General features: G+C 55.9%; 17 protein-coding genes and 2 pseudogenes. 5 read left to right on the top strand and 14 right to left on the bottom strand.

Annotation, left to right across the window (positions count from 1 at the left end):
• Positions 1-215: pseudogene (locus ACXJKO_RS19560) on the bottom strand (IS110 family transposase); the annotation flags it as partial.
• Positions 216-539: 324 nt separating this feature from the next.
• On the opposite strand from ACXJKO_RS19560, the gene ACXJKO_RS19555 reads away from it, so the two are divergent.
• A complete protein-coding gene (locus tag ACXJKO_RS19555; protein WP_457092751.1) occupies positions 540-1025 on the top strand; it encodes a hypothetical protein in 486 nt (161 codons plus the stop codon).
• A 19-nt stretch (positions 1026-1044) separates the two neighbouring features.
• Here ACXJKO_RS19555 and ACXJKO_RS19550 read toward each other — a convergent pair whose 3' ends face one another.
• Both ACXJKO_RS19550 and ACXJKO_RS19545 read right to left on the bottom strand, forming a co-directional pair.
• Positions 1045-2040 (bottom strand): glycoside hydrolase family 5 protein, encoded by a 996-nt coding sequence (locus tag ACXJKO_RS19550; protein WP_457092750.1) that lies wholly within the window; start codon positions 2038-2040, stop codon positions 1045-1047.
• 694 nt (positions 2041-2734) lie between these two features.
• Entirely contained in the window at positions 2735-4417 is a 1683-nt protein-coding gene (locus ACXJKO_RS19545; RefSeq protein ID WP_457092749.1) for a N,N-dimethylformamidase beta subunit family domain-containing protein, read from the bottom strand.
• Positions 4418-4687: 270 nt separating this feature from the next.
• Between ACXJKO_RS19545 and ACXJKO_RS19540 the strand changes: the two genes are divergently transcribed.
• Together ACXJKO_RS19540 and ACXJKO_RS19535 are read left to right on the top strand one after the other, a co-directional pair.
• Positions 4688-5980, top strand: coding sequence for a glycosyltransferase family 4 protein (locus tag ACXJKO_RS19540; protein ID WP_457092748.1), 1293 nt, complete (start codon positions 4688-4690; stop codon positions 5978-5980).
• Between the two features lie 101 nt (positions 5981-6081).
• Positions 6082-6831 (top strand): hypothetical protein, encoded by a 750-nt coding sequence (locus ACXJKO_RS19535; RefSeq protein ID WP_457092747.1) that lies wholly within the window; start codon positions 6082-6084, stop codon positions 6829-6831.
• 34 nt (positions 6832-6865) lie between these two features.
• Here ACXJKO_RS19535 and ACXJKO_RS19530 read toward each other — a convergent pair whose 3' ends face one another.
• The 7 genes from ACXJKO_RS19530 to ACXJKO_RS19500 form a co-directional block, all read right to left on the bottom strand.
• A complete protein-coding gene (locus tag ACXJKO_RS19530) occupies positions 6866-8299 on the bottom strand; it encodes a hypothetical protein (RefSeq protein ID WP_457092746.1) in 1434 nt (477 codons plus the stop codon).
• Complete coding sequence (gene murJ / locus ACXJKO_RS19525) at positions 8296-10011, bottom strand: murein biosynthesis integral membrane protein MurJ (RefSeq protein WP_457092745.1); 1716 nt, start codon at positions 10009-10011, stop codon at positions 8296-8298. The genes ACXJKO_RS19530 and murJ overlap by 4 nt, the downstream gene beginning before the upstream one ends.
• Positions 9987-10667: a hypothetical protein gene (locus ACXJKO_RS19520; protein ID WP_457092744.1), complete on the bottom strand. Its 681-nt coding sequence runs from the start codon at positions 10665-10667 to the stop codon at positions 9987-9989. Before ACXJKO_RS19520 ends, murJ begins: the two co-directional genes overlap by 25 nt.
• 116 nt (positions 10668-10783) lie before the next feature.
• Positions 10784-11818, bottom strand: a complete 1035-nt coding sequence (locus tag ACXJKO_RS19515) for a lipid II:glycine glycyltransferase FemX (RefSeq protein WP_457092743.1) — start codon at positions 11816-11818, stop codon at positions 10784-10786.
• A 123-nt stretch (positions 11819-11941) separates the two neighbouring features.
• Positions 11942-12658, bottom strand: coding sequence for a sugar transferase (locus tag ACXJKO_RS19510; protein WP_457092742.1), 717 nt, complete (start codon positions 12656-12658; stop codon positions 11942-11944).
• Positions 12655-13809, bottom strand: a complete 1155-nt coding sequence (locus ACXJKO_RS19505; protein WP_457092741.1) for a DegT/DnrJ/EryC1/StrS family aminotransferase — start codon at positions 13807-13809, stop codon at positions 12655-12657. Before ACXJKO_RS19505 ends, ACXJKO_RS19510 begins: the two co-directional genes overlap by 4 nt.
• Before the next feature lie 33 nt (positions 13810-13842).
• Entirely contained in the window at positions 13843-14982 is a 1140-nt protein-coding gene (locus ACXJKO_RS19500; RefSeq protein WP_457092740.1) for a Gfo/Idh/MocA family protein, read from the bottom strand.
• 162 nt (positions 14983-15144) lie between these two features.
• Between ACXJKO_RS19500 and ACXJKO_RS19495 the strand changes: the two genes are divergently transcribed.
• Positions 15145-16533: an NAD(P)-binding domain-containing protein gene (locus tag ACXJKO_RS19495; RefSeq protein ID WP_457092739.1), complete on the top strand. Its 1389-nt coding sequence runs from the start codon at positions 15145-15147 to the stop codon at positions 16531-16533.
• A gap of 202 nt (positions 16534-16735) precedes the next feature.
• A complete protein-coding gene (locus ACXJKO_RS19490) occupies positions 16736-17773 on the top strand; it encodes a carboxylate--amine ligase (protein ID WP_457092738.1) in 1038 nt (345 codons plus the stop codon).
• A gap of 332 nt (positions 17774-18105) precedes the next feature.
• Here ACXJKO_RS19490 and ACXJKO_RS19485 read toward each other — a convergent pair whose 3' ends face one another.
• From ACXJKO_RS19485 to ACXJKO_RS19470, 4 genes and pseudogenes are all read right to left on the bottom strand, one after another.
• Complete coding sequence (locus ACXJKO_RS19485; RefSeq protein WP_457092737.1) at positions 18106-19059, bottom strand: phosphatidylglycerol lysyltransferase domain-containing protein; 954 nt, start codon at positions 19057-19059, stop codon at positions 18106-18108.
• Between the two features lie 475 nt (positions 19060-19534).
• Entirely contained in the window at positions 19535-20359 is an 825-nt protein-coding gene (locus tag ACXJKO_RS19480; protein WP_457092736.1) for a universal stress protein, read from the bottom strand.
• Positions 20360-20826: 467 nt separating this feature from the next.
• Positions 20827-21468 carry a hypothetical protein gene (locus tag ACXJKO_RS19475; RefSeq protein ID WP_457092735.1) on the bottom strand — a complete coding sequence of 214 codons (642 nt, stop codon included), beginning with the start codon at positions 21466-21468 and terminating at the stop codon, positions 20827-20829.
• A gap of 228 nt (positions 21469-21696) precedes the next feature.
• A pseudogene (locus ACXJKO_RS19470) lies at positions 21697-21863 on the bottom strand (IS630 family transposase); the annotation flags it as partial.

Raw genomic sequence — 21863 nt, 5'->3', positions numbered from 1 at the left:
GCCAGAAGTTGGCGGCTGAGATGATGGGCGCCAACACAGGCTTCCATGCCGATCAGACACGCCGGCATGTTGGCCAGCCGAGCTTCAACTTGCCCACGCGAGAGCTTCTGGCGCAGGACGATGGCGCCACACGCATCCAGGCCGATGAGGTGGAAGCTGTTCTTGCCGATGTCGATCCCAAGGGTGGCAACGGGCTGAAGCGGAGCTGTGGGCATGGCTCAGATCCTCGTGCTGGGGCGCCCCTCATGACGGGTGCGCCGGTAAGCACGCCCGGTCCATCCCGTTAGTGGAAGTTCCTAAACAGCAAGGGCTTTCAGAATTTGATCCGAAGTGACCGTGCACGGCAGAGCGCGACGACACTCAAACCAAAATCCAATAGACAATCGAAATTGCCATCAACGGGCTGCTATTGCGACACGAGTGGTGTCAGGTCCGTACTGAGCTTGGTGCCATCTGGTAGGAATATGCGCCCAATTCCGTAATTGTCTGATTGAGCCCGCGCACCCGGCCGACCCTTCAAGGGTAGTGGAGCATCGATGATGAAGCAGCTTGCTTCCCTCGTTATTGCACCTGCACTAGACTCATCCATGGCCATGGCTCAGTCAGGACACGTGCAGCGTAGATTCACCTTCGCACAAACGAACTGCGCCCAATGCCACGCCATTGTAGGCTTCGGCAATAGCCCCATTCCCGAGGCGCCACCATTCCGACGGTTGCATACCCGCTACGCCATCGGGGATCTGGCGGAGGCCTTCACGGCAGGCCATCTGTCGATGCCCCAGTTTCGGCTCGAACCGGCGCACACCAAAGATCTGCTCACCTACCCGCAGTCCCTCCAGGGCTCGCTTGCATGCTGCCGCAGTCCGGATCGACAGGCAGAATCCGTCTCGTCGACCAGTTTTTCAGCCCTGCTGCCAGAGCGCCCCATTCCGCTGGGTTTGTCATGCCTGTTCCAGGGTAGTGCAGTGGAGCCTTTGGACGGCAGCACGCCGGTTCTTGACGCTATTGTTCGCCTTGGAAGCTAGTGGGAGATATATAAATAAGCTACGCGACTAGCAGATATTCGTCTAGAACGCTCATCTGGCGTTTATCAGTTACAGTTGTAGTGCCGAGCCCGGTTGGCTCGACAGAGAACATGTAGTCATCCCACCATGGACCGGCTCCCCAGTAAGTCTGGCCGATCCAGACATCTGAATTTGCGTGAGTGAAGTCGTTGAGCGCCTTGCCTTCCCTCATTGAGGCCATATCGGACGCGAAGCCGAACTCTCCCAGAAACAACTGCTCGTCATGGGAGCGTGCCCAGTCTGTTACCTGTTGAAGCGTCGTCGAACCTGAATCACGAACAACTGAGCTAGTCGAACCCGAGAAATCGGCGTCGAGGTACTGGTGAATTTCAAAAGCATAGTTGTCTAGTGGATCCTTAACACCCAACCCGACTACTGTATCATTATCGGAAGAGACCCAGGACCAACCGCCGCTCCAATAGGATCCAGGAACGAGGATCTTCTGCGTCGCTCCTATCTCACGAATTACCTGAATGGCGGCGTTTGCACCCTGTAACCATTCCGCTGCGGTCTGCTCGTTTGGTTCCGTCATAAGCAAAAAAATCACGTTTTGCTTATTCTTGAATACGGAAGCGATGGACGCCCATCCGCTCGCAAACTCATCCACCGATCCGGCGTCGCGCCCAATGAGCTTGCCCTTGTAGGTGTATCCGTAGTCGTGTGGATCGATGATGACTGTCGCGCCCTTCAAGGCGGCATAGTCGACCAATTTCGTGACAGTCCTGAGATCATCGGCTTTGGTTTCATCCAAGAGGTTACAGGCATGGAACGGGATCTTGAATGTATTCATGCCCTTGGAGACGAAGTAATCGATCTCTCGAGTGTTCGGGTAAATGTAGTTTGAGCCCAACCCGCCGTAATCTGGGCTGTTGTTCGACCAGCGGTTCAGATTTGGGTCGGAATTGAACTCGCCGCCGTTAAGCACGATCCCCTCATACTGAAGCATGGGATTGATCGGTTCGGCTTGCGAGAACATCTTCGTATCCTTCCAATAAGGCTGGAAGTTCACGCTAGAGATGCGTGTTCAATGGTACATGGCTGCATCAACAAGTGGCTCCGGTGCATCCCTGCGCCGATGTCCAAACTGGCGGCGCTTGCACAACGAAAGCGAACATCCGCATAAATGCAAATCGTTACATTGCCACGACGAGGTTCCTCAAAGACTTTAGCACGAATCGTGCAAGAGGTGCACCGCGAAAGTTCAACCCAATCTCATGCAATGACCGCTCCTTAGGTCGCGCTTAATGGACGTTCTGCAACAAACGAATGGGAGGCCGGTGAGCAAATGTCTACCGTTCGTGCAAGTGCCGCGCCCGAGCAGGATGCGGCTCATGGCCAGGGAGAGCGGCGTCTCGCCAGTGAAGCAGAGTAGCATAGGCACGGGCCTATCGGAATGAGCGTGAGCATCAATCTCAATCCGTGTAAGATCTCACCAGTGATCTCCATATTCTGAACGGCCTGATGCAGTTGGCTGTGTTACGCAGGCGCGTGCGCTCTCGACTGGCACGAACACAACTGCTAATCCCGAGGGTCTCAAGGCTGACTGATGGACTTGAAAGCCAATGCGGCGATCCTCGACCGAGATTTGATGGGCCTGCTCCCCGCCAATCAGACATAGAACGTCTGGCCGTATCTGAGACGCAGTCCGGGATATACCGGTCCGGGCGCGACTATCGTCGAGACGGCTCAAGGAAGTATTCGATCAGATGCTCGTTCAGTATACGGAATGGTTCATTCTCAAATCCTGGTTTGCTCAACCCCCAAGCCCAGCGGATGGTCCCAGCGCTGAAGACCTTCGCGCCGGATGGGAGTGTGAAGTAAACTGACTCGGTGCGCCCCTCTTGTCCTTTATCGTTTCGGGGCCGGCCCTCGAAAACCACCAAAACTCGTTCGCGGGGGAGGGCGGCAATCCGTGATCTCTCGGAATCCCATAGTCGTGTCCCATCTCTCGTCGGATCGCTGTTCCCCCACTCGTATCCCACGAGGTTGCCGACAGAAGCGCCGGGCTGAAGTCCTGTTCCGGCGAAAAACGGAAGATCGGTGCGTACGACATGGAGCGGATACGCCGGATTGTTGTCCGTCACCGGCGTGAACACGCCCTCACTGCCGACGCCCGTCAGCATGGTCTCGGGGCGCCGCCGTCCATCGCGGAAGCGGGCGGTCACAAGAAGATCGGCTTCTCCTGACGTTACCCGCCAGCGAATGGGATCCTCAAGTCGTTTATAAGCGATCATTTCCCGTCCTTGGTCCGGGCCGCGCGGTGCGCGGTTCACATCAGCATAGCGAACTTGCGCGTAGGCAATGTCACCGCCGAGGAACAGGACATTCTTTCCCTGGACAAGGATGCGCCGCTCGAACGCATCGAACTCCTCTTTGGTCCAGTATTCATCATGCCCCGGCACGATCACGATACGATATCCATCCATGAGATGGGGATCGGTATGAATGTCGAAGTTCGTGGCATAATCGACTGTCCAGCCGTTTCTCATCGCGGCAGCCTCGAGCCATTTTACGTAGTGCCAATCATATTCCAGGAAGGAAGGCGGGGTCGGGCGGTCGAAGCTGACGATCTGTCCCTGAATATGGTAGAGGTCGCTTACATAAAGGCTGTGGCCGCCCCAGCTGTTGTAGGCTTGGTAGGTATTGGTGCCAAGCTTTACTAAGATGTCTCCAGACCTGCGCGGGCTTTTCACGACGAAGCTGGCGACATTCAGCTCTCGGACTTTGCTATCTTCGTGGACGATGTCAATCATATAATAACCTGGTTGCAGCCCGGTGCTCTGGATGTCTGCGAGCGTCGGCTGCCAGCCAGGGCCAATAGCGGCTGCTGTACTCGGGACCGCTTGGCAAACGACCTGAAAAGCTTGGCTCTGCCATACCATCTGCCGCTCGCCGCCTGACGAGGGCCTCATATGGAAAATTTCCGCCCGAACCATAATTGGTGGAGACGCTGGCTTCGTCGACAGCATCAGGTTGAAGGACTCGCCGGTAACGACGCTATGCCGATCGACATAGCCCCAAATCTGCTTCCCGGGATAATAAGGATCCTTCCAAACGGCGCTTTCGATCTCGTGTGATCTCTCTATACAGGATTGGGCGCCGGAAAACGAAGGTTGAGCGCGAGGTGATTCAGGGGCAGAGACACTCGCAACCAGGAGGGAGATGATCAGGCGACAGCATCTAGCCATTGCCCGTGGCCGCATCGGAGATAACGTTGCCGCCAATGGGATCACCAAAGCGTTGATGCACCACGACCTTAGGCTTGAAAGGACGTTTGAAATGGGAGGCCAATGCGCCTCTGTTCTTGATGGGATATTGCTGTTCGCAATATCTGCACGGTGCATATCGAGCATGCTGTAATCCCTATTCCAGATAACTGCACGGTCGACGTCTGATCACCTTGGACGAGTACTACCTATCCAACAGTTCATGAACCTGTTGCAGCTCGAATTTGCCCTGGATCGCACCTCGCGATACTATCCCTAAATGGCTCTGCGGCAAAACATATCGTCCGTGGGAATCCCAGATTCTGATGCATTCCCCGCGTGTGCCTTGCACCGCGCTAAAGTAGATCAATTCGCAAGTGCCGCGCCGGACTCGCTTGCGGCGTGTAGGAAACGGGCTTGTATCTCGAAGACGCGTTTACGCTTGCCGGATACGAGAGATCACATATGAAGCGGCAAGCCGACTTGTCAGGGATAAGATGCGTGTGCATCGTGCGGCACAGTTTCTATCCCGGTGAGCTCAATGTAAAACGGGAGGCCGAAGCGCTTCTCGAAGCAGGCTTCGAGGTTCACGTCATTTGCCTCCGCAGGCAGGGGGAGGCAGAGTGTGAAATCATTGATGGCGTCCATGTCCGCCGGCTGCCTGTTGTGCACCGTAGGGGCCACATAGGCAGGTACCTGTTTGAGTACAATGCCTTCTTCGCTTTAGCCTCGGTGGAATTGGTTGGGTTGCACTGGCGTCGCCGGCTGTCCGCCGTTCAGATCAACACCATGCCGGATTACCTCGTATTCTCCTCCCTGTTTCTTCGACTGGCAAGGGTGAAGGTAGTGCTGCATATGCACGAGCCGATGCCGGAACTGTTCGGCGTGCTCTTTGATAGGCTGCGACACCGCCTCCTAGTTAGAGCAGTCGAATTGGCCGAGCGCTTGAGCCTGTCTTATGCAGACCACGTGCTAACTGTGACCAATGAAATGCGCGAGAATTTCGGCCGGCGTGGGGCAGACGTCAGTAAGATCACCGTAATTCTCAACGTGCCGGATGACCACCTGTTTAGCTTGGAGCGCTATGCTTATCTAGCGGAGCAGGTAGCGCTTGTGAAAGAGGAAGACCGCCGTACGGGGACATTCAAGCTGCTTTGCCATGGCACAATTGAGCAGCGATACGGTTTCGACTTGATTGTTCGTGCTGTATCTCGTGTGAGAAATGAGATTCCTGGCATCCAGTTCAGGTTCATGGGACAGGGCGATGATCTTCCTGCGGTGCTTGCGAAGGCTGAGGAACTTGGCGTCGCATCTCATGTGCGTTATCTGGGGTACCTTCCGTTCGAGGCCATGATAGCGGAGATCCTCTGTGCGGATGTGACCGTCGTGCCGATGCGGTGCAATCCCTATTCCGCCCTCGTTCACACAAACAAGATGTACGAGTACATGGCGCTCAGGCGCCCGATCATCGCATCACGGCTCAGATCTATTGCCAGCTATTTCCCAGAAGACACCATCCTCTACTTTGACCCGGGCGACGAGGCCGACTTAGCCAGTCAAGTGCTCTTCGCCTTCCAGAATGCTGACGATTTAAAGCGTCGCGTCCAGCGGACGTCAGAACTCTACGAGGTCCATAGCTGGCGAAATGTGAAAGAGAGGTACCTCCATGTCTATGATACGCTTCTGCGCCCGGCGCGCCGAGAGTGCTAGGATCGATTAAGTTTATCAGGTGAGGCGTCGTCTCCGTGGCGACATAGATCTAGACTGCTAATGTTGACATAAGCCAACCGGGTCTGCGAGTGGCAATGGTGATGGAAAAGCGCGCCGATCAGATATTGCGCAAGCCGGCTCTGCTTGCCATCGCAGTGAGTTCCGTTTGCATGATGGCGAGTGACGTTACTGCGGACATGCATCATTTTAATGATCTCGGACCAGGCGCAGAACTGCCAAGCAGCAGGAGCTGCATCGAGCGGATCCGTGGATCGGTATGGGAACCTCGCGTTGAGAACTATGAGTCAAATTACCCGGCTCATAAGGGGATCAAAATCGACGGTGCGAACGCCAGTTTCAATGCAAACTTTGCGAACCGTATCGATGGAAGCTTTGCCGGGACTACGGACGAAATCATCCGATGGGGCGCCTGCAAATGGGGATTTGATGAGGACGTGACCCGAGCGCGGGCGGTTCAGGAAAGCTATTGGCGCCAGTCGCAGGTTGGGGATTTGTCCTATGATGCCCGAACCTGTTCGATCATCGGCCAAGAGGCACCTTGCTGGCAGAGTTATGGTATTCTCCAGGTAAAGGTCACAGTGCATGAAGGCACCTACCCTCTGGCCGTGCAGTCCACAGCGTACAATGTAGATTACGCTATGGGGTGGCTTCGAGCCTGCTATGAAGGAGCTTTTAGCCACTGGCTAAAAGACGGTTATGCCAAGGGGGATGAGTGGGGCTGCATCGGATTATGGTTTTCCGGCAAATGGTACGATGAAGCAGCAAACAGGTACATCGAGAGAGTCAAATCTCATCTCGACAGGCAAACGTGGAAGAGGCCCGGCTTCTGAATATACGCGGCATTTGAAGGACGGCGGAGCGAACTCACGCCACTGAGCCCAGGGTGCGCTCACGTCCGGAAGCCGTGCAGGAGAGCGCCAATAAAGGGAAAAAGAGATCTGCCGCGCCGCGCATGGTCAGATGGGGGTCAAACAGCATCAGCGCAACCATTATGGCCAAGCCTGCGATCGCGGCGGTTGCGGCAACAGATATCGGGCTTTCTCCCTCGCAGACGACTCTTGCCATCGCCCGGAGCGAGATCCAGACGAACCCAATAAAAGCAACAAGCATCGGCAGACCACCTGTCCAGAGCAGCCAAGCATAGCCACTTTCGATATAAATCCACTCGCGCCATGGTTCAGGTGCTGGAATGCGGGCCGAGGGGCGAACCCCGACCAGCCAGTTGGACCCCGCAATCAATTCGGGCCAGACGAAACGTTCGAGGTTATCCAATCGGCCGAGCCAGCTTCGCGGAAGCCCAGCAAGACTGTGAAATCCGCTCAGCCGTCTCTCAATCACGGGCCACAGCAAGACCGATGCTGCCAGTGTGAGGGGGACAGCGGTGATCAGGAATTGACGTAGCCGTCCTGTGACAAGACCGACTGTGAGCACCGCGATAACGAGTCCAATAGCTCCCGAGAACTGGCCCGAGACCATACATCCCAACACGAAGACGCCTGCAGCGGCGACAAAGAGCATCTTGCGTGCCACGGACTGACCCGGCAGCCATGCCAGAGCGATGGCAAGGCACATGGCCATTATGTCGGCCATGCTGAAGGACGAGGCCAGGGTGGATGTTCCACGGTCGGTAACAATCCCAGAAAGCCCCTCAAACGGGCGATCGTAGTAAGTCCACAACAGCTCACGTACTCCGAGCAGGCCGCGCACCTGCAGCACCGCAATGGACGCCACCACGGCCGATGAAAGCATGGCGAGCACAAGGCAGGTTTTGACCTGCGCTCTTGTCGTAATCGCGTACCGATAAAACCGGTAAATGAGGTAGTACTTCCACAATACGAGGGCGTACAACAGATCGTCGGTTGAAATCGGCAAATTGCGGCCAAACCGCATCAGCAGAGGGATCGCCGAACTGGTCAGAGCCAGTGTTACAAAGGCGAGGTCAATCTGATCGAACACCATGCGCTGCGCTTTCTTCAGCATGCATTCGAATACAATTCGGGCGCAGGCGGCCAAAAGTATCAAGAACAATAATCCTTCACTGGGTCGAGCAAATGGAACGAGGCTGCCCCGTGGAAGACCAAGGATCAAAGGAGCGATCAGGAGGTAGAGATAGGCCCCGATCTCCGGCCGAATTGCAACCGCCACGTAAACGACCATGGCAATGGAGCTTGGCACCGCCCATTCCTCCGCAAGACCCACTGCCGTCCCGGATAAGATTGCAAGTCCGAGGACCCAGACGGTGGCCACGGCCCAGGATGGTGAAGCCCAAGGCTCTGCAAGCTGCCGCACGGATATCATGGGGGGCTCTTAGTCGCTGGGGCGTCGGAGCTTGTGTCCGTCTTGCCCTTCATCTCGTGGGTCTTTCTGAAGACGTGCCCGGTCAGGGTGCCGGCGTATAGATGTCTCATTTCTTCCGAACTGCGTATCCATTGGATGGCAAGGTAGCACACACCACCCGCCAGGATGGCGGCGAGGGCCACACCAATTTTCTCAAGGTTAGTCTGATTGGGGCCGGTCAGCCACCTCGCCATGATAATGCCCGACATCGCAGCTGCACCGGCAGCCATGAACGTTCCAAAGAGCCAGCGGGTCTGAATTTTGGCTTGTGGCAAGTAGTTATGCCTCAGCTTGCTGTGCAGGTAGACTGCTCCCAGCAGATTGGCCGCCGATGCCGATAGACCAAGTGCCCACAAAACCAGAGTGCCTTGAACGAGCCAAAATGCAAACGCCATTCCGCCCAAGGTAAGCGCGGCGCGGACCGCCATTGCCTGCAACGGTACTGTGGCGTCTCGGCGTGCATATGAAGCCGATGTTGCGACGATGAAAAGAGCCTCGCCCACAATTCCGAGACTTAGGCTTCCGATTGCCGCAGTGACGAGCACGACGCCATCGGGACCCGCCATCCCGCCGAATGCGATAGCACGCGCCAGAGCCTCGGCAAGGCCGCAGAACAGAAGGCTCGCCGGCAGTGCAATGAAGAGCGTCAATGTCCGTCCGGCGCGGTAAATCTCGGCGAATGCAGTGCGGTCTCCATGATCGAAGCTACGTGCAAGAAGGGGAAGTTGGGCCGCCGCAACCGGCCTTGCGCAAAGCGCGACGGGCACATTGAAAAAGTTGAGACCGATCTGAAATGCTACCGCCCCTCCAGGCAGAGTTCCGGCAACAACGAGCAGGCTCAGATACAAAGTGCTGCCTAGTGCCGTAAAAACGCTGGAAGGGATCGCCATGCGAATGAGCGAACGGACCTCGAGGTCGCGCCAGCCTGAAGTGGGCAGCAGCGCAATGCCGGCCCGATTGGCACCCCACCACTGAACTGCCGCATGGAGCGCTACTGCACTGGTGGAGCCGATCCCGATGAAAAGCAAGTGGGCACGGGTCATGGCGCTCACGTCGACGCCTATGCCGAAGATTGCGGCCGATGCGATCATGACCGCAATGGTGCCGATATTTTCGAGCGCAGGCGCGCCCGCCGCAAGAGCAAAACGGCGCTGCGCATTCTGCACTGCAGTGGCAATGCTGATGATCCCGTAAAGAAACATTTGGGGCATCAACATCGCCAAGAGGGGAAATCCGATCTGAAGCTGCAGGTCGCGGACAACAGGATCACGCACTGCGCCCGTGATCAGCGCTAGGATCATGGGTCCAGCCAACAGGATCAAGCCAATCAGAGCGAGAAACGCCAACAGGGCAAAGGTCAGAAAACCTGTGGCGAGTCGGTGAGCCGCTGGGAGGTCCTTCTGGTTAAAACAGCGTGCAAGAGGAGGCACAAGCATCGCCGTGACAAGGGACCCCGCAAGCAGATCATGGACAAGATTCGGCAGGATATTGAGCGTCTGAAACAGGTTGCCGAAATAGGTAGGGCCAAGCACAGCGGCAACGGATATAACCCGCCCAAATCCGGTAATGCGGCTCACCAGGGTCCATACTGCGGCCGTGCGCGAGTCGCTTGCAAGGGCAGCGACCTCGGCGGAAGGCATGTTAAGGGTCAAGCCTGATGGGTTGTTCGCCATGGCTGGATCCACAGCGTCGCCCCAACAGCGGCGAGCAACATACCGATGGCCGCTCCGACGGCTGCGGCTCGAAAGGGTTTCGGCGATATGGGTTCCTCGAGAATAAAGGGCGGCGTCAAAATGCGGGCCCGCGTCTCCTCGGATGAGAAATTCTGGAGAGTCGCGACATAGCGATCAGTGATAATCCGGGTGATCTCCAGGGCCAGCGTCGGGTTGACATGCTCGTATTGCAGCCGAACAACACTGCTGTTACGGATGAGCTCGGGACTGAAATCCCTTTCCAGATCTCGTACCGGGATTTGAAAACTGTCAGCGACCGGCACCAGAAGTGCTCGGCTCTGGGCCACTACGACTTCAGTGGCAACAACTCTCTCCGCAACATCCCAAGGCAAGCGCCTCAAATCTAGCATGACCTCGCTGCGGGCCGCGTAAATGGGCTTGCTCTGCGAAGCAACTATAAATGCAACCAGGGCCGTGACCAGCACTGGAAGCATGAGGATAAAGACGAGCTTCGCGCTGCTATAGCGATGTGGCTGCAATGGCACTTCTGAAGGATTCTCCCCCACGGCGGATTGCTCCGGCAGCCGAACACGGTTGTCTGGGCTGGTTAGTGCTTTTGCACCGGAAGGGGCCATCTTGTTGTGGATCTTGGTCAACGCTTCCTCCATACCAGAATTCGATTTACCGGATCTCGCCTCAAGACGCGCAAGTGGCCTCAAGTCGCCTGGAAAAGTCACGGTTGCGAGACCGAAGCAGAACTTACCCCGTACTCTCAAGCGAAGAAGCGGTAGAACTTGTCACCTGCATCCCGCGTAATCTCATCAGGTACCGAAGGGTCTGTGAGTAGACGCGTGACGTGATTGAATATCTCCGAGGCTTCATCACCGTGTGGATTGCAATAGTTCTGGGGAAGCCACTCAAGAAAGCGGATATCCTGCTCTTCTGTAGCGAACTTCCGCTTGTAGCGTATGAGACTAGGCTGGTCGTGGTCCGACAAGCCCAGGTCGAGGGTTCTCAGACCGCGCTTGTGCCCCAAAAGCATTGCTCTCCAGAGTAACAGCTCATTCGGACGATGCGATGAGTCGAGCGTTGCGTTAAATTTGTAATACAACGCATCACTCCATTGAAGCAGGAGTATTCCAGCTAGTGGAGTATTGTCGAGCTCCGCAATGAGCACCGTTAAACGATCTTCCCGCGAGAAAATTTGGTGAAGATGATCGAAGAAAGCCGCGGGTTGCGCCAGAAGGCGATACTTCGACTTTCTGAGACGAGAGTGCATACGGTGGAAAAGATGAACGTCTTCCAGGCACTTTCCTTCTCTGACGGTAACGCCGCTGCGACAAGCATGACGTATGTTTTGGCGTGCCTGCCCCGAAAGGCCATCCCATAGCTCGTCTTGCGTGCGGCCGAGATCAATTGCGTGCCACTTCGCTCGCTTGTACATGGTGAAGCGCAGGTCATCATCGGGCAAGGAATTCCGAAGGCAACGCAGTCTGATTGGCGCATTGAGGGCGACAAGGGGATCCACCAGCTCCTGCCATGTTCTGCGATCCTCCACGAGAGGATCGCAATAATCAGAAAACGGCAGGCAGACGATGCGGCTTCCACGGATATCCCGGATATGGCTGAAAAGAATTGTGGCATCCACAGCGCCGTGGCTGGAAAGGACGGATGCACGGACATTGAAGCCGTAAGTGCGAGTCATGACGTCGATCCATGCCGGAGAGGAGAACAGGCTGCTTAGCCGATGGCTCGCCAGATGATGGCTCCACTCAACCTCAGAGACGTGAACCAGCATCGAGCTCATGAGGTCAGGATCCTGTTCTGCAGCGAGAGTCCGGCTTGAATGGTGCCGTCTGACTGCCAAGATGATGATGCAAGGGTTGGAATTGAGTATGGGGGGAACCGCGTGCCCATGTTCTTTCGTCTCTTAGCGTGTTTCGCCCAGCAGCACTGCAGGTAGCGTATGCAAAAGGATCCAGAGGTCTAACCTTAGGGAGCGATGTTCCACATAGGTAAGATCAAGTTCTAACATCTGTTGCACTGTCAGGCGGCTACGTCCGCTTACTTGCCACAGACCGGTCATACCGGGCAGGCAATCGTGTCGGTGGCGTTGCTCCGGGCTGTAAAGTTCCACCTCCCATGGAAGAGAAGGGCGAGGGCCGACAAGCGACATCTCCCCCCTCAACACGTTTATAAGTTGTGGCAACTCGTCTATGCTGTATCGCCGTAGGAAGCTGCCGCCCGGCAGAACCCGCGGATCGGAATCGAGTTTGAATATGCCGTCGCTGCTGGGCTGTGCATCTCCGAGGAATTCACGGGTGTTAAACTCCCGGAAAGCACAGTCATCGTTGTCAAGGTACATGGTTCGCAGTTTAAGCATGGTGAAGGGGCGCCCCCCCTGTCCGATCCGAACTTGCCGGAAGAGCACCGGTCCTGGATCCGAAAGACGTATTAGGGCTATCGCGGCCAGCATGACAGGTAGGGCAACAATCAGAGCAGGAACGGCAAACAATAAGTCGAGCAATCGCTTGCTGAAGTTCGGGGCAGCCAATCGACTGGACAGGCTCCATCCGAGCCAAATAGGAAGAGCAAGTCTGTTCGCGAGTAGGCAATCATTGATGCGAGGAATGCGTGTGCGGATCATGGTGCTGCTTCCATTTCCCCCCAGGAAGTGGGGTCATGGGTCACGTCCACGATGCTCAAGGCACGGCTAATCCCCCCGACAATCTGCACAACGTCCTCTTGCGTCAGGTGGGGACCCATCGGCAACGACAGGACGCGGTGAGCCGCACCTTCCGCGACCGGAAGCTGTGGTGGGGCCGATGAGGCAAGGGCAGGCTGATGATGACAGGGAATGGGATAGTGAATGAGGGTCGTGATACCTTCTGCGAGCAGTTGCTGCTGGATGTGATCACGATGTGAGCTTCGGATCACAGTAAGATGGCAGCTGCTGACAGCATCGGGCGTCGTGCGTACGAGCTCGACCGGAATGTCAGCGAGGAGCATCCTGTACCAGTTMGCAACACGACGCCGGGCCTCGTTCCATACATCGAGGCGCTTGAGTTTGACCGAGAGGATTGCTGCCTGCAACCCATCCAGCCGATTGTTTCCACCGATGCTGTCGTGCCGATAATGCTCAAGGCCCGACCTGCCGTGATTGCTGAGCAAGCGGATCTGTTCGGCAAGCATCTGATCATCTGTCACCACCGCTCCGGCATCGCCAAAAGCGCCAAGGTTCTTGCTCGGATAGAAGCTGAAGCAGCCCACGTGCGAAAGGCTGCCCGCTCGCCGGCCGCGCCACAGTGCGCCCTGCGCCTGCGCGGCATCCTCGATGACGGTGAGGCCGGCAGCTCGGGTGACTGCTCCTACGGCATCCATATCGACAGGCTGGCCATAGAGATGCACCGCAATAACGGCAGCTGTCTGGCTTGTGATTGCGGATTCGACACTGTCCGCCGTCATCAGCAGCGTTGAAGGGTCAACATCGATGAACACAGGCTTGGCGCCGGCCGCGATGACGGCCTCGATGGTTCCGAAAAAAGTATTGGCCGGAACGATAACCTCATCCCCTGGGCCAATGCCCAATGCAGCTAGAGCAAGCTCCAGAGCTACGGTACCGTTGGCGACACCGACACAATACGATGTGCCGCAGTATTCAGCCCATTCACCTTCGAACCGTTCGACGAACTCACCACCAATAAATTTTCCCGAGCGTGTGACCTTCTGYCAAGCCTCGTCCAGTTCGAGGGTGATCTCAGCGTGCATTGCGGGCAGATCGAGAAAAGGGATGCTCATGGGCCACCAGTCGATCAGAGCACATCTTTTCGTTCACCGGTTTTTAGGAAAAATGGCTTGCAAGGGGTAACGCACCTCGACAGTGTTTCCAGTCGCGAGCGCTTCATCAATCGCTTCAAGGACGGCGACTACCGCAAGTCCGCTACGACCATCGGTATGTGGGACGCTGCCGTTGCTAACGCACTCGACGAAGTGTCTCATTTCCAGGGCGAGCGGCTCCTCGAACTGGATGTGCGGCGAAACAATATCGCCATAACGGTACGACAGCGGTCGCTCGAACTGCATTGAATGCTGAGAGCGGTCGACTCCTCGGTCGAAGATGCGGAGCCGCTCCTCGCGCAGGTCGTCGTAGATCGCCATCTTCTTGCTCCCGACCACAATGACCTCGCGTACTTTGTTTGGATCGAGCCAGGAGACGTGGATATACCCAGTGACACCGAGTTCCTGATATTGGAGCCGGATATAGGCGAGATCTTCAATTCCAGGGTACATTATGGTCGAGCCCCACGCGCTTACCGCAGATGGAACTGAACCTAGCAGGGAATTCATGATTGAAACGTCATGTGGAGCGAGATCCCAAACGACATTCACGTCAGATCGATATAGACCGAGGTTGCGCCGGGAGGAGTGCATATAATACACACGGCCAAGCTCACCTCTCATGATCCGCTGTTTGAGTTCTATAATGGCGGGATTGAACTCAAAGGTATGCCCGACCATCAAGACCAATCCCGCTTCTTGAGCCTCCTCGACCAACAGACGAGCCTCCGCCAGTGAAGTGGCCAGTGGCTTTTCCAAGAACACGTGTTTGCCGTGGCGAAGTGCCTTGAGAGCCACTTCGGTATGGGTTCGCGGTGGCGTGGCGACAACTACGGCATCAATGTAAGGTAGGATTGCCTCTAAATCACTGGAAACACGAACAGCCGGAAATGCGGCAGAGATGCTTTCGCGAGCGCGCCGGTCGTGATCGACGACAGTTACCCCGTCTACATTCGGTATGCAGCTCAAGACGCGAACATGCTTGGAGCCCCAATAACCGCAGCCGATTACACCAATCCTAGGATGAGAAATGTGATCATTCAGAACGAATGCATTTCTTATGGAGCTTGACGACAGTCTGCTATCCTTGTGCGGATTGATAAGCTCTTGGATTGGGATGTCGTCGTTATTCATTTTGCCCTTCCTGCAGCTGTGGATGGGCCTTGACATAGCTTAATTACTTTAGCATGTGGCTGGATCGGCGTCTATTCACAAAACAATAATCTGTTGGATCGAAATATACATTGTAGGTAATCAGGACGGATATTTTTTATCGCTAAGTTTGGACAGTGCAATATGTTGCATCGATGCGTGCGATTACATTGCGCCTTGTGTAAACCACAATGCCGTGGGATATTATCTATAGAAAATATTCGACGTAGCTGGTTGCGCATTAATCAGTTTGTTTGCGCTGGTCTAATAATTGGATCCCTGCGCGCTCTGCAAGCCCAATTCATGCACAGACGAGCGATGATGATGTCTAGAATAGCCATCATAGGTGCTGGACCATACGGGTTGTCCGTTGCGGCTCATCTACGAAGTGCTGGAGTCGAACCGCTCGTTTTTGGTGAGGCTATGAGCTTCTGGCGCAGTGGAATGCCAGTTGGTATGTTGCTTCGCTCAGAACGGCCGGGAAGCCACATCGCGGATCCCAACCGCGCATTGACCCTGGACCATTTCGAGGCCGAGCGAAGAGTGGCCTTGTCACGTCGAATCCCACTGGAAGATTTCATCGCCTATGGTCTCTGGTTCCAACAGCGTGCCGTGCCCGAGGTTGACAGCCGCCGGATCCTCCAGATCAACTACAATTCGGATCGGTTCTGGCTGACGCTCAGTGATGGCGACGTCGTGTCGGCAGAACGGGTTGTGATCGCAACGGGACTTGAACGCTATGCGTTGCGACCAGCAGCTTTCGCGAATATCCCGACGGCTCTCGCGCCCCATTCCTCAGAAGTCCGGCATCCGGCAGCCTTCGAGGGCCTTGAGGTTGCTGTGATAGGGGCAGGGCAGAGCGCACTTGAATTGGCTGCTCTCCTCCATGAGGCTGGTGCGGACGTGGAGGTCATTGCCCGAAACTCGACAATCCGTTTCCTCTCGGGGCGAGACCTGCTGCGGAACTCGCCGGTTCACAAGTTGATATATCCGCCTAGCGAACTTGGTCCTCCTGGGATCAATTGGCTTATAGAGCTACCGAAGCTGCTCCGTTCGCTCCCCAGTTCAACGCAGCGCTGGGTAGCTCACCAAGTAGGCCCCGTTGGTGCAGCTTGGCTGCGGCCTCGACTAGAGAACGTACGCATGACTGCGGGGCGGAGTGTTATTACTGCCGAACCTACCGAGGGGCGTTTGCGTCTCCTGCTGAACGATGGCAGCGAGCGGTTGGTCGATCGTGCGGTACTGGCAACCGGCTACAAAGTCGATCTCGACAAAGAGACCATTCTGGCCCCGGTTTTAGCCAAGTCATTGCGGAGGATAAACGGCGTGCCGGAACTTGCATCCGGCTTGGAATCCTCTGTTCCCGGCCTTCACTTTGCAGGTGCAGTCGCTGCCGCGAACTTTGGGCCGTTGATGCGCTTTGTGGCAGGGACCGGCTATGCAGCACGGGCAATCACCAGGCATGTCGTGCCTTCACGTATGGCAGCACCCTTTCGTGTTCGGTCGCAGAGTAACCTGAGCCTTCGGAATTAAGATGGGCTCGACGGCACCCACAATTCCGGGAGTGGCAGACGGCGAGCGCCGGCCCGGAGCACTGGTCATTGGTGGTGACTACATTGCACTTGGCACAGTTCGTAGCCTCGGACGCCATGGGATCCCCGTCTGGATCATGCACGATGGTCAACATGTCTGCGCGGCATCCTCCCGATTTGTCGCTCATAGGCTCTCTTGGCCGATGGATGATAAAGCGCGACTTGATTCTCTTCTTGAGGTCTCTGCTCGCTACTCCCTCTTCGACTGGGTGCTCTATCCGACTGATGACGAGTCATCCGCTCTCGTCGCGAAACATCACGACCTGCTGTCCGGGAGCTTTCTGTTGAACACATCGCCTTGGACGGTAGTGCAGTGGGCATATGACAAGCGGCTCACATACAAGCTGGCATCAGACATCGGAGTTGACCATCCTAAGACGCATTATCCACAAAGCATGGAGGAGGTGATGAGGCTCGAATGCACCTTCCCTTGCATCCTGAAGCCAGCAACGAAACCTAAGCTTAATCGCCTGACGAAAGCTCGGGCTTGGCGTGTTGAAGGGCGTCAGCAATTGATTGAACGTTATGCTGAGGCCTGCGAGCTCACCGACCCAAGTTCCATCATGATCCAAGAACTGATCGAGGGAGGAGGAGAGGGGCAGTTTTCATTCGCGGCACTGTGTGCGGATGGCAAGCCCCTGGCTTGGCTTGTTGCCCGTCGGGTTCGGCAGCATCCTATCGACTTTGGCGGACACGGCAGCAGCTTTGTCGAGACAGTGGACAAACCTGCGATTGAGAAGCCAGCCCGCGAGCTGCTTGCGGCCATTGCCTATACAGGGCTGGTTGAAATCGAATTCAAATGCGATCCGCAGACCCAACAGCCCAAGCTCCTGGACATCAACGCCCGTACCTGGGGTTGGCACACAATCGGCCGTGCCGCCGGCGTTGATTTTCCATACCTAAGCTGGCGACTGGCACATGGTGAGGTCATCCAAAACACTCGCGGCCGTGTGGGTGTTCGCTGGATCCGCGCGGCCACCGATGTTCTCGCTGGAATGAGCGAGATATGGAGAGGTCGCTTGTCATTGGGTGAATACATTCAATCGATCCGGCCGCCTCTTGAGTGGGCAGTCCTCGCCCTAGATGACCCTCTTCCAGCCTGTACGGAATTGCCGTGGCGGCTCCATCGGCGGTGGCGAACTCGGCCAGGCATCCAGGCTTCACTTGTTTACCCTGAATGAACAGTCCAGCTCCGTGCCTCGGGCATCGCTTAGCAGCGATGCCCCACTATCTGCCACTCACCTGCGTTCCATGCGAGGCTGGTGGATGTGAGGCGAGACGCTTCGTGCAAACGTCTCGTCCTCTCATGCTCAATAGGACAGGAACAGAGGGACAAACCAGGTCTTGAGCAGCGGCTGCGTCGTGCCGCCGAGGACCCTCTCACGCGGGCGCGCATGCACATAGGCTCTCATTGCGATCATGTCAGCGCGTGTCAGCCGAGCTTCACTACAAGTAGGGTCAAATGGCATGCCGTCAGTTCAGCGCCGCATTTGAGCGAACCTGACACTTTCTGTCAGCTTAGAGAAAATCCGCTGTGACGCGAAATTGGTCGCTCTCGGGCACCGAAGAGGCCGTGCATCTCAACAGGCCTGAACAGTTTCTTTGCCGCACGCAACCCAGGCCGCCCCGTATCTGAGGAATCGTTGAAATGTGTCAGGTTCGAAAAATCGGCCATCATTCGGTGGCAAAGGAGATAAAAGAGGCCCCGGCAGCTGATATCTGTAATACAGAGAAAATTGCAGCCCAAGGTGTCAGTGATTGATCCCGTGAAAGCAAAGCCCCGCACCTGCCCGTCAACCTCAGCCACAATCCCCTTCAATAGAGAAAGGGGAAAACGTTCGGCTGCTTTTAGACAGGACCGGGTGTAGCGATATCCATTCGGAGCGATCCCACATTTGATTAGTCGTTCTCTCCAAGCTTCTAGGACGGTGAAGCAAGCAGTTTTGTCTGCTGAGATATAAGGCCTAGTCTCAACGTGTCCCTGAGAGAGTGCCCCAGATATCTTGTTCCGGAGCTTTTTGAAGTTCGCTCCTTCCAATCGTATAACGGCCGCTCGGTCGTAAATGAATTCCTCTTCCCTGAAGAAGACTTCGAAGCCTGCCCGCGCAACCGGCAGCGCATCGCTTTCCTGCACCCAGACGATCCGACCCATTAGGTCACCGTTAAACTCCTGCATTCGTTGCTGAGCATGTCGTAGCGCTGCAGGATCGAACGGGAATGGCGGGAGATACAAGTCCATCCGCCTATGCCCTTCGCGCCGGCGGACTTGGTAGACCAGAATGGACCCGGAATAACGCTCCCAGAGCAAAGTATGCGCACGAAACTGGCCGTAGAAATACAACAGGGGAAAATAGTAGAGCCAAGCTTTGACCCGCGCCTCTTCCGCAGCCGAAAGGAATGTTTCCGCATCTCCAATTTGAATGGGAGCGAGGCTTTCCAACCCGATTGTTTTGTGTGCCATATTCATCGTTTAACGACCTGGTGTCGAAGGACGGCCACACCGTTGGCAAGCTGGAACTCACGGACGGCCAGCTCAGTGTACATAGTGGATTCGAGACTGAGCTGATCCGAGTAGGCTAGTTTCGCGCTTCTCTGATGAAGACGTACCACAACAATTTCCCGCAAATCATTTCAATCAAAGTTAAGCGTCAATGCAACTCCTGATAGGTTTCACTGCAGTGTCTGAAATGACAAGGGAGAATTGGGGTTAGATTTACTGACTTCAAACGGGACCACGAAGTATTCTGTCCTATTAACGATGCGCAGATAAGAATTATTGCTTTCGATCGAACATGTACTCAAATGAACCTGAAAAGTGATGTCACTGGCTTGTCACTCAGCAGCTATAGAGCCTGCATTGAGGCCGATGGCCGGAGGGGCGAGGGCGCGCACGGATGAACTGCGGTCCTTGCCGCCTCACCCAATCCCCAGCAACGTCAATTTTAATGGGCCATCAGCACCGGAACCGTCATTGACTCGAGGATGGTGCGGGTCGTGCCACCAAGCACGATTTCCCGCAGCCGCGAATGGCCATAGGCGCCCATGACGATCAAGTCTGCGCTCTCGTCCGCGGCATGTGATATGAGAGTGTTGGCAATATCCATATCCCCGCTCGGGATCGTGTTTACTTCGGCGTTGATGTCGTGCCGGGCCAAGTGCCGAGCCATAGTCTCGGCAAATACATGCGAGCCCCCTCTCTGGTGTGAATTTGACACCGTCACAACCTCTACCCGGTCAGCCATTTGGAGGAGCGGCAAGGCATCCGCGATGGCGCGGGCCGCTGGGAGCTCCTCGTCCCATGCGACGAGCACGGTCCTAAGCTGTGGCGGCACATGGATGTAAGGCACGATGAACGTTGGCCGCCCTGACCCGAAGAGCACAGGCTCGATCAGGTCGGAGGTGTCGTGCCTTCCAGGGTCCGGTTGCTCGAGAACGGTGGCGTCGAAATACCGCGCGAGACGACTGACCTCTCTGCCGAGGTCGCCGCTCGGGGCCTCAAGCGTCAAGGTCTCCACGGCAACATCCGTCTGCTTCGCGCGCTTTTGAAAAGCATCAAGTGCCCTGTCCGTGGCTTGCTCGGCATCTTCCCGAATACGAGAGAGGATGTCGGCTGGCAGCTCCGACGCGACCATGGAAGGCAGCCTGTGGTCGATCGCAGGGGAAGCCACCGTCAGTCTTGCGCCACACATGCTGGCTAGCCACAGTGCATATTGATTGCCGGATTCGGCGCCTTCGCGGGTCAACAGCAGAAAGTCTTTGAAGGCCATGTCCGCCTCCTCTGATCAAGGCGGGGAGTGGAGGGCATTTGCAACCATCCAGACAAATGAAATTGTAGCACAAACACGCATGGAGGCCTACTCTCCAACCATCCGAACGCAATGGCCGAGCTTCCGTGATCCTCCGGCACTCAAGCTTCATCGCGCAGGCCTCTCGGAACTCCCCTGCTCAGTTCCGCGTTATTTTGATGTGGAGGCGTTATGCCCCTAGGTCCCCTTGATCGGCCTCCGCGACTCAGCCCCGTCCAGACAGATCCCGACGGGGCTTTTTTATAGGCTTCGTTGACACGACCACTCACCCAGTTTCGTCGGCTGGGGCGTTCCATTCGCAGTGGCTTGAAGAATATCCGTTCACCATCCTAGGGACAGCCTCTGCCATATAAGGCTTCCCTGGACTTGTGCAGAACCCTGCTTGAGCGAGGGCGCTTGAAACATCTCGCAGAGAACGGCGCCTCTCGTTAAACAGATATCGACAATGCGAGTAGTGGCATCGATACGTCAGTTCGCAGGCACGTACGTCTTTCAGCCACTCTCTGCTGGCCAACCTCGTGGATCAAACCGAACAGGGGACTCCCATGGGAGATAAGGACGAAACAGTTGCTGCCCGACTTTGGCGCGACCGCGTACAGATCCGGGAGCAGGAGCGTGACGACGCTCTGGTTCGGCTCAAGGTCGCTGAGGAGAAGGTGGCGATCCTGGTTCTTGAACCTCCGAGGCTCTTGATCCTGCATGACGTACATTGCCATGACGGCCTCGATCACATCCCTCGGCTTGACGTTGTTGCCGATCCTCAGTGTCTCAATCGCAGCTTCACGCCTGTAGCGAACCATTGGCTTGGACCGTGCCTCTTCACGGACGGTCGCGGCATAGGTGATGACTGCTCCCCAACGGGCTTCAAGCTGCGTCAGAAGAGGCTTGTCCTTGTTCTTTTCCAGACGTGCTTCAACGATATGGCGGTAGACCTTGAGGTCAGCCTTGGTGATACCCGTTTGACCAATAGCGCCATGACGCCTGAGTTGAGCAACGTGCGGTCGGCAATATCGTCCGAAGCGTGTTGATGCTGGGGTGCCGCATTGCGGCGCACTGCAAATGTTGTTCATTGATTTGTTTCCTGTGTCCGCACCCGAACAGACAGGAAAGGCAATAATCACAGTTAGTAAATCTCAGTCAATATATTAGCTTTATTTATTTTCTAAATATATAAGTCTCTGTATATTCATCATAAGAGCAGTAATGTGTAGAGATTAACTCTCGCATCAGCTTCAAGATCAGCAGAAGCCTGAGCCATGGCCTCACTCGGTCAGTGATTGGGTTAGAGCATCGGATGTTTAATCGGACGCATATCCAGCAGCCTTGAGGTAGTTCCAACACTCGTGCGGCTCAAACAAATCGCAGATGTCGCCGAGGGCGCGCCAGAGCGCGTCGAACGTTCGCGCCTCGGCCTTGCGCAAGTGTGCCTTGATCTTGGCAAAGGCTTGCTCGATCGGGTTCAGAT

It is taken from the genome of Microvirga sp. P5_D2 (genome assembly GCF_054049475.1).
This window is presented reverse-complemented; position numbering and strand designations above follow the sequence as displayed.